The sequence below is a fragment of the Neptunomonas antarctica genome (assembly GCF_001305295.1).
GTDB lineage: Bacteria > Pseudomonadota > Gammaproteobacteria > Pseudomonadales > Balneatricaceae > Neptunomonas > Neptunomonas antarctica.
In genome coordinates, this window is the sequence record NZ_LJSI01000029.1 from 1 (window position 1) to 14,120 (window position 14,120).

The 14,120-nt window shown below is 47.0% G+C and carries 13 protein-coding genes and 1 pseudogene; 10 read left to right on the forward strand and 4 right to left on the reverse strand.

From position 1 onward, the window contains the following. A pseudogene (locus tag Nant_RS07335) lies at window positions 1–280 on the reverse strand (phenylacetic acid degradation protein PaaN); the annotation flags it as partial. Window positions 281–510: 230 nt separating this feature from the next. On the opposite strand from Nant_RS07335, the gene paaF reads away from it, so the two are divergent. The 7 genes from paaF (at window position 511) to Nant_RS07370 (ending at window position 7,394) form a co-directional block, all read left to right on the forward strand. Next, window positions 511–1,290, forward strand: a complete 780-nt coding sequence (gene paaF, locus Nant_RS07340; RefSeq protein ID WP_054340999.1) for a 2,3-dehydroadipyl-CoA hydratase PaaF — start codon at window positions 511–513, stop codon at window positions 1,288–1,290. Window positions 1,291–1,294: 4 nt separating this feature from the next. Continuing rightward, entirely contained in the window at window positions 1,295–2,086 is a 792-nt protein-coding gene (gene paaG / locus Nant_RS07345; RefSeq protein ID WP_054341000.1) for a 2-(1,2-epoxy-1,2-dihydrophenyl)acetyl-CoA isomerase PaaG, read from the forward strand. A gap of 2 nt (window positions 2,087–2,088) precedes the next feature. Continuing rightward, the gene (gene paaH / locus Nant_RS07350; RefSeq protein WP_054341001.1) at window positions 2,089–3,600 is read left to right on the forward strand and encodes a 3-hydroxyacyl-CoA dehydrogenase PaaH; all 1,512 of its coding nucleotides are present in this window, start codon (window positions 2,089–2,091) and stop codon (window positions 3,598–3,600) included. Then, window positions 3,597–4,064: a hydroxyphenylacetyl-CoA thioesterase PaaI gene (paaI, locus tag Nant_RS07355; protein WP_054341002.1), complete on the forward strand. Its 468-nt coding sequence runs from the start codon at window positions 3,597–3,599 to the stop codon at window positions 4,062–4,064. Before paaH ends, paaI begins: the two co-directional genes overlap by 4 nt. A gap of 3 nt (window positions 4,065–4,067) precedes the next feature. Beyond that, window positions 4,068–5,276: a 3-oxoadipyl-CoA thiolase gene (pcaF, locus tag Nant_RS07360; RefSeq protein ID WP_054341003.1), complete on the forward strand. Its 1,209-nt coding sequence runs from the start codon at window positions 4,068–4,070 to the stop codon at window positions 5,274–5,276. Between the two features lie 129 nt (window positions 5,277–5,405). Next, the gene (paaK, locus tag Nant_RS07365; RefSeq protein WP_054341004.1) at window positions 5,406–6,713 is read left to right on the forward strand and encodes a phenylacetate--CoA ligase PaaK; all 1,308 of its coding nucleotides are present in this window, start codon (window positions 5,406–5,408) and stop codon (window positions 6,711–6,713) included. A gap of 213 nt (window positions 6,714–6,926) precedes the next feature. Beyond that, entirely contained in the window at window positions 6,927–7,394 is a 468-nt protein-coding gene (locus tag Nant_RS07370; RefSeq protein ID WP_054341005.1) for an RrF2 family transcriptional regulator, read from the forward strand. Here the strand turns inward: Nant_RS07370 and Nant_RS07375 are convergent. Next, entirely contained in the window at window positions 7,378–7,584 is a 207-nt protein-coding gene (locus Nant_RS07375; protein ID WP_054341006.1) for a hypothetical protein, read from the reverse strand. The genes Nant_RS07370 and Nant_RS07375 overlap by 17 nt on opposite strands. Window positions 7,585–7,761: 177 nt before the next feature. Here Nant_RS07375 and Nant_RS07380 point away from each other — a divergent pair, with 177 nt between their 5' ends. Next, window positions 7,762–7,962, forward strand: a complete 201-nt coding sequence (locus Nant_RS07380) for a hypothetical protein (RefSeq protein ID WP_054341007.1) — start codon at window positions 7,762–7,764, stop codon at window positions 7,960–7,962. Window positions 7,963–7,969: 7 nt separating this feature from the next. On the opposite strand, the gene rraA is transcribed toward Nant_RS07380, so the two are convergent. Then, the gene (gene rraA / locus Nant_RS07385) at window positions 7,970–8,458 is read right to left on the reverse strand and encodes a ribonuclease E activity regulator RraA (protein WP_054341008.1); all 489 of its coding nucleotides are present in this window, start codon (window positions 8,456–8,458) and stop codon (window positions 7,970–7,972) included. 258 nt (window positions 8,459–8,716) lie between these two features. On the opposite strand from rraA, the gene Nant_RS07390 reads away from it, so the two are divergent. After that, window positions 8,717–9,865, forward strand: a complete 1,149-nt coding sequence (locus tag Nant_RS07390; protein ID WP_054341009.1) for a DUF5610 domain-containing protein — start codon at window positions 8,717–8,719, stop codon at window positions 9,863–9,865. Between the two features lie 83 nt (window positions 9,866–9,948). Here the strand turns inward: Nant_RS07390 and ydiJ are convergent, their stop codons facing one another. Continuing rightward, window positions 9,949–13,014, reverse strand: a complete 3,066-nt coding sequence (gene ydiJ / locus Nant_RS07395; RefSeq protein WP_054341010.1) for a D-2-hydroxyglutarate dehydrogenase YdiJ — start codon at window positions 13,012–13,014, stop codon at window positions 9,949–9,951. Window positions 13,015–13,108: 94 nt separating this feature from the next. Between ydiJ and Nant_RS07400 the strand changes: the two genes are divergently transcribed. Next, window positions 13,109–14,071 (forward strand): LysR family transcriptional regulator, encoded by a 963-nt coding sequence (locus Nant_RS07400; RefSeq protein ID WP_054341011.1) that lies wholly within the window; start codon window positions 13,109–13,111, stop codon window positions 14,069–14,071. The last annotated feature ends 49 nt before the right edge of the window (window positions 14,072–14,120 follow it).

Here is a 14,120-nt window from a genome sequence, read left to right on the forward strand (position 1 = left end):
ACTGATCCAGATCCACCAGCGGGTATTTGACATTCATATCGATACCGTACGGTGACACTTCGGACCCTGCTTCACCGATGATGCCTGGCATCTGCAGGGCAAAACTCTGATTCAGGTAGCTTTTGAACGCCGCTTCACCGTCAGCATTGGCGGTTTCGCCATAGACACGCGGGCTAGGATTTTCCGGATAAGGGGTCCAGTAGTCACGGGGTTTAATCGCAGCCAGGGCCGCGTCCGGGGTGTGATGTTTTTCAAGCAAGGCTTCAAGCTGGGGTGTCATCGCATGGCTCATGAGAGTTCTCTGTCCTTGTTATATATAAGCGGTTCGGTATAGAGCCTCTTTTATAGGGCTCTGTATACGGACTGTTGTTTATTAAGTTAGAGAAACCATACACCAAAGTTTATGATACATAAAGAACGTCTTTAGTTATAAATATTGTATCCCTTTGTAGTTTTAGTTAATCTTAGGCAATAACAATACGAGAGCTAACGATAAAAGGGCGCGATTGAATGCACAATTATCAAGATATACTTGTCGACGAGGTCCAGTCTGGTGTGCTCACCATCCGCCTGAATAGGCCGGAAGCACATAACGCTCTGCGTACCCAATTGCTTAAAGAACTCGCCGATGTACTCGATAAAGCGACAAATGATAACGGTATAAAAACAGTTGTCATCACCGGAAGCGATACGGTCTTTGCGGCGGGTGCAGATATAAAAGAGATGGCCTCACTGGATGCGGTGGGTGTAATGAATGATCCACGCCCTACCTACTGGCGGCGTATCGCCCTCTTTCCTAAGCCTATTATTGCAGCGGTTAACGGTTTTGCATTGGGCGGCGGCTGTGAGCTTGTGATGCATTGCGACATCGTGATTGCCGGCGATAATGCATTATTCGGTCAGCCAGAAATAAATCTTGGCATCATCCCGGGCGCAGGCGGCACGCAACGCTTAATCCGCACCATCGGCAAATCCATGGCGATGCAATTAGTCTTATCCGGTGAATTCATCTCTGCCAGTCAGGCGCAGTCTTTAGGCCTGATCAGTGAAGTAACCATCCCTGAACGCTCACTAGAGCGTGCTACTGAACTGGCACGCAAGATAGCCACTAAACCTCCGATAGCAGTCAGACTGGCCAAAGAGTCTCTTCTTAAAGCGTATGAAACAACCCTCGAAAGCGGCCTGAATCTGGAACGTAAATCGTTTACTTTGTTAGCGGCTACACAAGACCGTAACGAAGGGATCGCTGCCTTTATGGAAAAACGTAAACCGAACTTCACAGGAAAATAACATCATGTCTTACGAAACCATTGAGTTTTCTATTTCAGAAGGCGTTGCCGTACTCACACTTAACCGCCCTGAAAGCCTGAACAGTTTCAATGCGCAGATGCACACTGAAGTTCGGAGCGCATTAAAAGAAGTTAAAAAAGATAGCTCGGTTCGCTGCTTGCTGTTGACGGGGAATGGCCGTGGATTTTGTGCGGGACAGGATTTAGGTGACAGAAACGTTGCCCCTGGCACCGCTGCACCTAATCTGGGTGAATCTATCGAGAAAAACTATAGCCCCATGTTGCGCACCATTCGTAGCTTAGAGATGCCGGTTATCTGTGCAGTGAACGGCGTCGCTGCCGGAGCGGGTGCCAACATCGCATTTGCATGTGACATCGTACTTGCCGCTAAGTCTGCATCCTTCATTCAGGCATTCTGCAAAATCGGACTGATCCCTGACTGCGGCGGTACCTGGACGCTGCCGCGTTTAGTCGGTCCTGCCCGTGCAATGGCATTGTCATTGCTGGGTGACAAAATTTCTGCAGAGCAGGCCGAACAATGGGGCATGATCTGGAAATCGATTGAGAACGAATCACTAAAAACAGAAGCCATGGCGATGGCTCAGCATTTTGCCAGCCAGCCAACCAAAGGACTGGCCCTGATCAAACGTGCTATTCAAGCCTCGGCTAACAATACATTTGATGAACAGCTGGACCTTGAGCGGGACCTTCAAACACTGGCAGGCCGCACAGATGATTATCGTGAAGGCGTGGCCGCTTTTATTGGCAAACGCAAACCGGCTTTTAAAGGACAATAAGCATGAGTTTAATTAATTCTGATGCGGTGATCGGTGTTATTGGGGCAGGCACGATGGGTGCAGGCATTGCACAGGTTGCCGCTAAAGCAGGCCATACGGTTCTGCTTTATGATGCATTCAAAGGGGCTGCTCAGCGTGGTTTAGAGGGCGTAGAAAAAGGACTGCTGAAACTAGTTCAACGTGGAAAAATGCAACAGGATGACGTCGATACCTTGTTGTCGCGTATCACGCTGACCGATTCACTAGAGGGATTTGCACCGGCACGCGTCGTTATCGAGGTGATTGTCGAACGTCTGGATATTAAGCAATCAGTATTTTCTCAATTGGAAGAGATCTGCGCAGACGATACGATTCTGGCGACCAATACCTCTTCTATTTCTGTAACGGCGATTGGTAGCAAACTAAAGCGCCCCCAGAATTTAGTCGGCATGCATTTTTTCAATCCCGCACCCATTATGAAATTGGTTGAAGTGATTCGTGGACTGGATACCGATCCTGCCGTTGCTGAGGCTATTTACGATCTTTCCTCTCGTTGGGGAAAAAGCCCGGTGCGCGCTAAATCAACGCCCGGTTTTATCGTCAACCGTGTCGCGCGTCCTTTTTATGCCGAAGGATTACGTGTGCTACAGGAAGGCGGTGCTGATGCTGCCAGCATTGATGGAATTATACGTGAAGCCGGCGGTTTTCGTATGGGGCCGTTTGAGTTGATGGATCTGATCGGACACGATGTTAATTTTGCGGTGACGTCTTCCGTGTTTGCAGCTTTCTTTAACGATCAACGTTTTTTGCCCTCTCTGATCCAACAAGAATTGGTGAGTGCGGGCCATCTGGGACGTAAATCAGGCAAAGGGTTTTATGACTACAGCGAGCATGCGGAAAAACCGGCAGTTTCAACCGCCGCTCCAGCGCCGGCACCTCATCATGTGGCGATTGAGGGTCATCTGGGTGTCGCTGAATCGCTGGTTCCGCTTATTGAAGCGGCGGGTATTAAAGTCAGTCGCGTACAAGAAGGCCATGGTTCTATCCTGATTGGTAACACCACACTGCAACTCACCAACGGTTTGATGACAACTGAACGCGCCAGCCAAGCGAATAACAGCAATCTGATTCAATTTGATCTGGCGCTGGATTACACCAAAGCCACCCGTATTGCACTGGCGCCTGCTGATCAAACCGATCCTGCATCACTCTTACAGGCGATTGGTTTGTTTCAGGCGGTGGGTAAAAACGTTACGGTGATTGATGATGTGGCCGGTATGGTTGTTATGCGTACTGTGGCTATGCTGGCCAATGAAAGTTTTGATGCAGTTAATCAACAGGTGTGCTCAGCAAGTGATGTTGATGTTGCCATGAAAGGCGGCCTGAACTATCCCTTTGGCCCGATTGAGTGGGCAAAAAGCGTTGGCCTCAGCAGCATTCTGAATGTGCTCGACAATCTATCTGCCAGCTATGGAGAAGATCGTTACCGCACTTCTCCCCTGCTCCGTCGTAACGTAGCAGGAGGTAATCTATGAGCATGACTCCCGACCAAATGGCCCACGCCTGCAGTATCGCTATGCATGCCAACGACCAGGCGGCTAAAGCACTCGGTATGGAAATTATTGAAACCCGTTCCGGCTATGCGCATCTTGAGATGCTGGTACGTAAAGATATGCTCAATGGGCATGCCATTTGTCATGGCGGCATGATTTTCACACTGGCAGACACTGCCTTTGCACATGCCTGTAACAGCTATAACAAGGTGACAGTTGCCAGCGGCTGCACGATTGATTTTGCAGCACCCGGTTTTGAAGGAGATCGTCTCAAAGCGATTGCACAGGAGCGGCACCGAAAAGGTCGGACTGGCGTTTACGACATCACTGTTTACAACCAGAAGGATGAGGCGCTTGCCTTCTTTCGTGGTAAGTCGCACCAAATTAATGGCGTCCTCATCGACGTACCAGAAGAATCCGCACACTATGGCACAACAGGAGAATAACTCATGAAAGATGCATTTATATGCGATGCAGTCCGCACCCCTTTCGGTCGCTACGGTGGCGGTCTGTCTTCTGTGCGTCCAGATGATCTGGGTGCCATTCCACTCAAGGCTCTGATGGAACGTAACCCGGATGTGAATTGGGCCTCGGTAGAAGATGTGATTTATGGTAACGCCAATCAGGCGGGTGAAGATAACCGCAACGTAGCGCGGATGTCTGCTTTACTGGCAGGTTTCCCTGTGTCTGTGCCGGGCACCACAGTAAACCGCTTGTGCGGATCAGGCATGGATGCGATTGGCATGGCAGCGCGGGCTATTAAGTCTGGCGAAACCGAACTGATGATTGCCGGCGGTTGTGAGTCTATGTCACGTGCGCCGTTTGTGATGGGTAAAGCCGAATCTGCTTTCAGCCGTACGCCGAACGGACTTTACGATACGACGATTGGCTGGCGCTTCATTAATAAAAAAATGAAAGAACAGTATGGCGTGGATTCCATGCCTGAAACCGCTGAGAACGTCGCCGAAGAATTTAATATATCACGGGCAGATCAAGATCTTTTCGCATTCCGCAGCCAACAAAAAACGGCTATCGCTATGCAAAAAGGTCTCTTTAATGAAGAGATCGTACCGGTGGTTATTCCACAACGAAAAGGTGATCCCATCGTTGTCGATACCGATGAACATCCACGTGCCTCAACGACATTAGAAGATTTAGCAAAACTAAAAGCGCCTTTCCGGGCAGGTGGCTCAGTTACAGCAGGGAATGCATCGGGCGTTAATGACGGTGCCTGCGCACTGTTAATTGCCTCGGCAGAGGCTGCTAAAGCCAATGGACTGGTACCGAAAGCGCGTATTGTAGCGATGGCTGCCGCCGGCCTTGAACCCCGCATTATGGGTTTTGGTCCGGCACCTGCCACTCGTAACGTTCTGAAAAAAGCAGGACTAACGCTGGATCAGATGGACGTGATAGAACTTAACGAAGCGTTTGCGTCACAAGGTTTAGCGGTGCTACGCGACTTAGGCCTGCCTGATGATGCCGCTCACGTAAACCCTAATGGCGGTGCTATTTCGTTAGGCCATCCATTAGGTGCCAGTGGTGCTCGTCTGGTCATGACAGCGATGTACCAGCTTCACCGGACAGGTGGCCGCTATGCACTTTGTACAATGTGCATTGGTGTTGGCCAGGGTATTGCGATGATTATTGAACGCGTCTGATTATCCAACCTACACAAACAAGAAAAAAATAAAAACAACACAGCGCTAACGCTCAGATTTATTACAGATACAGATTAATATCGCGTGTTAGCGTTGAAGAGTGTTGACGAACAACAGGATTATAAAAATATGTCTATTATAAAAACCCGTAGTGGCGAACTCGACGAAATTGAAACGGCCAGTGTTGACGAACTGCGCGCACTCCAGCTTAAGCGGATGCGTTGGAGTATTGCGCATTGTTACAACAATGTTCCTGCTTATCGCCAAATGTGTAAAGACAAAGGGGTGCACCCTTTTGATCTGAAAACACTCGAAGACCTTAAGCTCTTCCCGTTCACAAAAAAAGATTACCTGCGCGATAACTACCCGTTTGGTACGTTTGCTGTACCTAACCGTGATGTTGTGCGTATCCACGCGTCCAGCGGCACAACCGGTAAGCCAACCGTTGTTGGATACACCCAGAACGATATTGATATTTGGGCAAATGTAGTCGCCCGCTCTATCCGTGCTGCCGGTGGCCATAAAGGCGACAAAGTACATATCTCTTATGGTTACGGTTTGTTTACCGGCGGTATGGGTGCCCATTATGGTGCTGAACGCTTAGGCTGTACGGTTATTCCCATGTCGGGTGGACAGACAGAGAAGCAAGTTCAGCTGATACAGGATTTCGATCCGGATATCATCATGGTAACGCCGTCTTATATGCTCAATCTGATTGATGAAATGGATCGTCAGGGTGTTGATCCGCATAAGCTTGCATTACGCTTGGGTATCTTCGGCGCAGAGCCATGGACTAAAGAGATGCGAAAAAATATTGAAGCCAGACTCGGCATCGATGCATTGGATATTTACGGTCTTTCAGAAGTCATGGGCCCAGGTGTCGCACAGGAGTGCCTGGAAAGTAAAGATGGACCAACGGTTTGGGAAGATCATTTTTATCCTGAAATCATCGACCCGATCACCTGCGAAGTACTACCGGATGGCGAATACGGTGAACTGGTCTTTACTTCACTGACCAAAGAAGCACTGCCGATTATTCGTTACCGTACGCGTGATTTGACACGCTTGCTACCCGGCACTGCACGCCCTATGCGTCGTATCGACAAGATCACTGGTCGCTCTGACGACATGATGATTATCCGTGGTGTGAATGTGTTCCCAACGCAAATTGAAGAACAGATTCTTAAAGTAGCGATTTTGGCACCTCATTACGAAATCATTGTTACCAAAGATGGCAACCTTGATAAAGTTGAGGTGAAAGTCGAAATGGTTCCTGGCGCGCAGGATGCCGATCCTACAGAAGCCATGAAAGAGCTACAGCATCACATTAAATCAGTGGTCGGGATCAATACCCGCATCAACGTTGTTGAAGGTGGCTCTATCCCCCGCTCGGAAGGCAAAGCCCAACGCGTTTTTGACAAACGTAAACAAGGGTAATTTAACCTACCCCCAAAAAGGCTGCTCACTAAGCAGCCTTTTTTATATAGCTTATTCTGTAACCTCATGCTTTTAACGGCGTGATTCTTGTAACCACTTAGCTTTTGTAACCGTTCGACTTTTATAATAACTCGACTTTAAACACTCCGATATCTTGTTTATGGGCTGTGTTATAACGTATATTAGATAAACATCTTTTAAAGAATTGATATCATGCAACTCAGCCGATTTACCGATTACACATTACGGGTTCTTTTTTTTGTTGCCATTAATAATGATCGCCTGACGACACTGGCAGAAATCGCAAAATTTTATAACATCTCGATCGAACATCTGCGTAAAGTTGTTCACGCCCTGTCTAAGTCGGGGTATCTCAAAACCTTTCGTGGCAAAAACGGAGGCATCCAGCTGGGTAAAGACCCCGCCGATATCAATATCGGGCTTATCGTTGCTCAAACCGAGGGAGTCAGGCCCATCATTGATTGCGAACATCATGCCTGTCGCCTGACAAACTTTTGTACATTACAACCTATTCTCAATAAAGCAAAAAATGCTTTTATGAGTGTACTTAAAGAATATACGCTTGCGGACCTCATCGCTGATAAACCTATGCGACAAGGCCTTATTGGTTCCGATGTAACAAAGCCTGATCGGGTAACCGAGCTTACCCCTGATCATTAGCCTTTTTAGGTAAATCAGGATCCTGTAAATCCTCATCATGTAAATAGCTAGGCCTGAGCAGCTCATAACCCTGCCCTGTAATAAAGTCCCCTTTATAACCATCTGCACGATTAATTGCTGTGACAGCTGTACCTGTTACCGCTAACCAGACACGATGTAACTCTTCTCGTCTTGTTTTACTCATCTTCATATAAGTACTCCTGATATTACTTTTAATACTATCACTGGAACCTGCATTGAAAAGTGCATCAAACATTAAAATGTATTTACAAAACATTTTATATCAGGATAATAAGTATATATAAAATACATTTTAATGTATTCAATCTGTTGATAGATGAATGCTAATTACGATAGGGGTCACACCATGAGCATATTCGATTCTGAAATATTTGTATTAGCCTGCGTGGCCGCAATGATCTTGTTTAAATTCTGGTCAGTCTGGACTGTAGCCAAACAATCAAAGGCATCCCGCGAAGGAAAATTGATTTTTATCGGTTTAATCAGTGGTGCAACTGTTTTTGGGGTCATGGCCAAACTTTATATAAGCATGGCCATGGGCTCTTAAGAAACGCTTATTCAGTAAGTTCCAGCTTTACCGGAGAAATCAGCACACCATTATTGTCTGCATAGACATACTGACCCGGCTTGAAGGTAACGCCTCCGAAAGTCACCTCAACATTGAGATCACCCAAGCCGCGTTTATCGGTTTTCATTGGATGTGAACCTAACGCCTGCACACCCAGATCTAATCCGCTAATGGCATTTACATCACGGATACAGCCGTAAATTATAATGCCTTCCCAGCCGTTTTTTTCAGCTTTTTCGGCAAGCATATCACCCAGCATCGCACGGCGAAGAGAACCACCGCCATCGACCACAAGTACTTTCCCTTCGCCTGGCAGCGCTACTTGTTCACGTACTAATGAATTATCTTCGAAAGCTTTAATAGTGACGATCTCACCTCCGAAGGTTTCACGTCCACCAAAGTTACCAAACATAGGTTCAACTACCTGAACCAATTCCGGAAACTGATCACACAACTCTGGTAATAAATCTTCCACGTCTATCTCCTTTATAGTTTTTCATAACCCAGCAACACTTGACCCATTTTATGATGATTAGCCCTATTTACATACTCTCTATTGCACTACTTTCTGTGATAAACAGATATTTACACGCTAATTCACATGCTGGAACGTGAAACTTATTCAGCTCAGTCATTATTCCCTCAAGTTGAACTAAACTGAGTCGATATACTAAGCAGATACGATAAGCCTATGATAAATAGGTATCACTGACTAACCAACCGGGGGCCCAACATGATTGGCACTCTGTATTCCCAGACATCGCACACACAACAAAGCTCGCATACCAGCTTTCAGAGTGCTGCGTCTACTAATAGCAAAAGCCCCGAAGCTGCCAGTCAGGATACGGTATTAAATCGTCTCGCTAGCAATATTCCCGGGATGAATAGCGGTGACCTTAAATCACTGAGTGCAGATGATTTTTCCCCTGAAAAAATCGCCGACAAGATTGGTGGTTTTGTCGCTCAAGGACTGGAAGCTGCTCGCCGCAGTGGTCGCTCCGAAGAAGATGTTCAGAAAATGTATAACGCTGCTGTCGATGGCGTTAAAAAAGGCTTTGCAGAAGCGCGTGAGATTCTTGATGGTTTAGGCGCATTGTCCGATAGCGTCGCATCAAATATAGATGCGACTGAAGAGAAAACAATGGATGCTCTGGCAGCTATAGAGCCCGGTCAGCAGACGCCTAAAGATGCGCAAATCTCCAGGCTAATCGCCGCTGAACGCTATCAGGAAGCGGAAACACTGTCACTAACAGTCAAAACACAAGATGGCGACGAAGTAACGATTAACTTCTCAAAAAGCAGCCAATACGAAGGTTCTTTTGGCATTGAAGAAGATCAGGACGGGAATACACAATCGCTCTTCAATATCAGCCGTAATGAAAGCAGTGATTATAAATTCTCAGTTGAGGGCGATCTCGATACTGATGAAATTGATGCCCTGCAAAATCTGATTAAAGATGTTGGCGAGATATCAAACGAGTTTTTCGATGGCGATGTCCAGAAAGCATTTGATATGGCCAGCGAGTTTCGTATGGATAAAACAGAGCTCTCATCCATGAACCTGCGTTTGACACAATCTGAACAGCACAGCGCTATTGCTAAATACACTGATGTTGAGAATATTGACAACCCGAGCACGATGCCGGACAAACGTTTGGGGCATATGATGCAGAACATGCAGGGTGCCACCGAAAATCCGGCGCTGGGATTTATCGAAGATGCATCTAGCTTCAGCAGAGAAATGTTGTCAACACTAGTGACGCAGGACATTCGCTACCGTGATTCAGATAAACCTGAAAAGGAACGCTATGATGCAAATATGGACAGTATTAACAATTTACTAGCGAGCCAGCAAGCAGCCTCAGTACAAGACGAGGGATAATTCGTTAAGCTTGTTTTAATACAATAAAACGCTATAAAAAAGGCCCTTTCGGGCCTTTTTAGTCTCTAATTCTAGCGCTGATTTTATGCCCGACGGTTCGCACGTATGATATCCAGCAAAGCCTGAGCAGGATGCGGAATCTGCTTAGCATCTAAACGCTTCACCTGACTACGGCACGAGTAACCTGTTGCTACCAGTTTTCCCTGATTATCATCTGCGTTAACCACATTACGCCAGCTCAAATCATAAATCTTTTTAGACGTTTCCATATTCTCAGCTTCATGACCATAGGTGCCCGACATCCCACAACAGCCTACCGCTTGAATGTTGAGTGATTGACCTAGCGCGGCAAAGATCTGTTGCCATTGTTTGAGCGAAGGCGCTGCCGATGTTTTTTCAGTGCAATGCGCCATTAACGTAAAGCTATACGCCGGTAATTCTGAGGCTTTAACGGCTATCACCGCTTGTTGAGTCGCCAGCCATTCCTGTATCAGATGAACCGTAGGTACACTATCTAAAACAGTCGAATATTCCTGTCGATAGGTCAGCGTCATAGACGGATCGACACCGATTAATGGCACACCGGTTTGATCCAACGCATTTAACATGGATGCATTTTTGATCGCCGCTTTATCAAAAGCATTCATAAAGCCATGTACATGCAAAGGCTTACCATTAGGCATAAACGGTGCAACCATCACATAAAAACCAAGTTCGCCCAGCAAGTCGATGATATCCAGTACTAGCTGGGTTTCAAAAAAGCTGGTGAAGGCATCCTGAACGATAATCACGGCTTTGGCCCGCTGCGCCTCATTCAGACTATTAATCTGTTCGACCGACGCAAACGCTATGCCTTTTTCCTTAAGGCCCTTAACCAGTGTGTGCTTACAAATAACCGGACTATCGACCATGCCCGCATATTGTTTAAACACACGTTTCATCACTTTGTTTTGCATCATCCAGTTATAGGGTGCTGGATATTTAGCCAGTACAGGCACCATAAACTCAAGACTACCAACCATATAGTCCTTCGCAGGTCGAAGATAACGACTGTAATAAACTTCCAGAAAACGCGATCTGAAATCAGGTACATTGACCTTAATAGGACACTGTCCAACACACGACTTACAGGCAAGGCAGCCCATCATTGCTTCGTGGACTTCGTGTGAATAGTCGTATTCGCCGCGTTGTTTTTTAACCGTATTTTTAATGCGGCCAGGTAATGTTTTAAGAAAAGAACTAGCCTTAACTTTACGGCTTATCTCCGTTACATCGACGCCCTGATTAGACATCAGGCGCAACCATTCACGGATCAGCGAGGCACGCCCTTTAGGCGAGTGAATTCGCTCTCGTGTGCCTTTCCATGAAGGACACATGGCATCGTTTGGATCGTAGTTATAACAAGCGCCATTACCATTACAAAACATCGCAGAACTGTAGGCATCACGGGTATTAACCGGAATTTGGCGGTCCAATTGACCACGGGTTTGCACCGCATCAATTTTAAGTAATTCAGCACCACCAATAAGAGGGGTGGCTATTTTGCCAGGGTTGAGCTGATTATGCGGATCAAACACCCCCTTTATACGCTGTAATTCGGTATAAAGTTCACCAAAAAAAGCGGGGGAATATTCAGAACGAACGCCCTTACCATGCTCGCCCCAAAGCAAACCATTGTATTTTTGTGTGAGTGCAACCACCTGGTCTGTAATCTGACGCACCATCGATTCCTGCACTTCATCTTTCATATCAATCGCCGGGCGTACATGTAACACACCGGCATCCACATGACCGAACATTCCATAGGCTAAACCGTGGCTATCCAGAACCGCACGAAACTCCATAATAAAGTCAGCCAGGTTTTCGGGCGGTACGGCGGTATCTTCAACGAAAGGAATCGGACGCTCTTGCCCTTTGGCATTACCGAGTAAGCCAACCGCTTTTTTACGCATTCCCCAGACTTTATTAATCTCAGTTGCGCCATAGACTACGGTAAAGCCAAAGCTCTTACCCGCTTGTCCCGCGACCGCTTCCAAGTGCTGCGTGAGTTTGTTAACACTGGCTTTTAATGCATCTTCATTATCAGACGTGTATTCAACCAGATTAATTCCCTGAGTGTCCGGATCACCTGCTTTCTCAGGAAAGTAATCTTTTACCGTATCCCATACGATATCTCCCATCGCCAGATTCAACACTTTGGAATCAATCGTTTCGATAGAAGTGGGGCCCCAATCCATCAGTGCTTTGGCGTCTCTCAGCGAGCTTTCAAAGCTGTCGTATTTAACATTAACCAAGGCCGCGAATTTAGGAATAGGCAAAACATTAAGCTTAGCTTCCGCAATAAACGCAAGCGAACCCTCTCCGCCACACAACACTGAATTTAAGTTAAATCGTCCGGACTCGTCACGAATATGGGCCAGATCATAGCCGGTCAAACAACGATTGAGCTTCGGAAATTTAGCCTCAATCAACTCTTTTTTCTCGGTATAAATACCATCCACCAGACGATGAATCTCTCCTACCCTATCCTCCCGTAACTTCACGCTAGCCAGCGCATCATCTTCAAGCGGTGCTGAATCCCAGACAGTGCCGTCTAAAAAGACACTTTTCAACTCCAGCACATGATCACGGGTCTTACCATATAAACAGCTACCCTGCCCGCTCGCATCGGTATTGATCATACCGCCTACGGTGGCCCGATTACTGGTCGACAACTCTGGCGCAAAGAATAATCCATAAGGCTTTAGCGCCGCATTGAGCTGATCTTTTACTACGCCGCCCTGAACCCGCACCCAACGCTCTTGCGCATTAATCTCCAGGATACGATTCATGTGTCTGGATACATCAACGATTAAACCGTCCGTTAATGACTGCCCATTGGTGCCGGTTCCTCCCCCACGCGGGGTTAGTACCACACTGGCAAACGCTGCTTGCGAAGATAATTCAGCAATCAGCACCAGATCTTCTAAGGTTTTCGGATAAACAACACCTTGCGGCAATATCTGATAGATACTGTTATCTGTCGATAAGGTAATTCGGCTGGCGTAATCCTGATTCAATTCACCCGCAAAGCCTTTGTCCTGCAAGGCAGCAATAAACGAAAGGTAGTGGGCTTGTGTTGTTTCAACCGTAGAAATGCGTGGGATCATGTGCCTAATCATCTGATTTGTTATTAAGGACACTATGATGCAGAATCATGATTAATCATTCAAACGATAAAATTTAATCGATTAATCGAATTATATGAATAATCTTTCTTACCGACATCTCAGCGCTTTTTTAGAAGTCGCACGCCACGGCAGCTTTACACAGGCCGCGGAGCACTTACATGTGACCCAGTCGACGCTAACGGCAACCATCAAGCAGCTTGAGGCTAAGGTGCAACTGAGGCTGTTTGACCGTACGACCCGACGCGTTAATCTTACGCGTGAAGGTGAGCGATTTTATCCGGTGGCTGAGCGCCTTATTTCGGACTTTGATACTGCGATTAATGATTTAAGAGCAAGCGCCCAACAGCAACGCGGCCAAATCGGTATCGCCGCCTCTCCTTCTGTGCTTCATAGTTTACTGCCACCCGTGATTAAAGCCTATTGCACGGCATTCCCCACTATTGCCATCTCACTAAAAGAGGAAGGTGCCAGCGGCATTGAAGACAGTGTCATCAATAATGTGGTCGATTTTGGTATTGGAGGCAACCGCTCGGCGCATCCGGAGCTGTTATATCAACCCATATTATCGGATCGCTACGGTGTGGTAATGAATGCAGATGACCCACTGGCCACTCGCCTGGCTGAGGAATTAAGTTGGCAGGATATTAAAGCCAGATCATTAACCATGCTGTCTGCTGAAAATGGGATTCGAATTCAAATAGAACAACTGATTAACAGTCAGCAGATACCCTTGTCGCTCAGTGGCTCGCTGATTGAGGCATCCACGCCAGCCACGCTCGCCTCATTAGTCAAAAACGGGATTGGTATCAGCATACTGCCGGCGTTAGCGGCATCCACACCGGCTTTTGATTCACTGTTATTCAAGCCATTAAGCGAACCGCTGATATGCAGAGAGTTGTGTTTGATTACGCGTAAAGGGCGTTCGATCGGGCCGGCAGGACAAGAATTATTAAAGCGGGCCATCCGGTACTTCAGAGAAACACCGTTACCCGCTTATGTCGAGATGACTCAGAACACGTTTAATCAAAGCGACTAATAGGCCGAGTACTTCAGGGAAACACCGTTACCCGCTTATGTCGAGATGA

What these genes read in the sequence shown, in the direction of transcription:
- Nant_RS07370 (WP_054341005.1), top strand. Translation starts at nt 6,927, where the DNA reads ATGCAACTCAGCCGATTTACCGATTACACATTACGGGTTCTTTTTTTT.
- paaG (WP_054341000.1), top strand. Translation starts at nt 1,295, where the DNA reads ATGTCTTACGAAACCATTGAGTTTTCTATTTCAGAAGGCGTTGCCGTA.
- paaF (WP_054340999.1), top strand. Translation starts at nt 511, where the DNA reads ATGCACAATTATCAAGATATACTTGTCGACGAGGTCCAGTCTGGTGTG.
- paaH (WP_054341001.1), top strand. Translation starts at nt 2,089, where the DNA reads ATGAGTTTAATTAATTCTGATGCGGTGATCGGTGTTATTGGGGCAGGC.
- paaI (WP_054341002.1), top strand. Translation starts at nt 3,597, where the DNA reads ATGAGCATGACTCCCGACCAAATGGCCCACGCCTGCAGTATCGCTATG.
- paaK (WP_054341004.1), top strand. Translation starts at nt 5,406, where the DNA reads ATGTCTATTATAAAAACCCGTAGTGGCGAACTCGACGAAATTGAAACG.
- pcaF (WP_054341003.1), top strand. Translation starts at nt 4,068, where the DNA reads ATGAAAGATGCATTTATATGCGATGCAGTCCGCACCCCTTTCGGTCGC.
- ydiJ (WP_054341010.1), bottom strand. Translation starts at nt 13,014, where the DNA reads ATGATCCCACGCATTTCTACGGTTGAAACAACACAAGCCCACTACCTT.
- Nant_RS07380 (WP_054341007.1), top strand. Translation starts at nt 7,762, where the DNA reads ATGAGCATATTCGATTCTGAAATATTTGTATTAGCCTGCGTGGCCGCA.
- Nant_RS07390 (WP_054341009.1), top strand. Translation starts at nt 8,717, where the DNA reads ATGATTGGCACTCTGTATTCCCAGACATCGCACACACAACAAAGCTCG.
- Nant_RS07375 (WP_054341006.1), bottom strand. Translation starts at nt 7,584, where the DNA reads ATGAAGATGAGTAAAACAAGACGAGAAGAGTTACATCGTGTCTGGTTA.
- Nant_RS07400 (WP_054341011.1), top strand. Translation starts at nt 13,109, where the DNA reads ATGAATAATCTTTCTTACCGACATCTCAGCGCTTTTTTAGAAGTCGCA.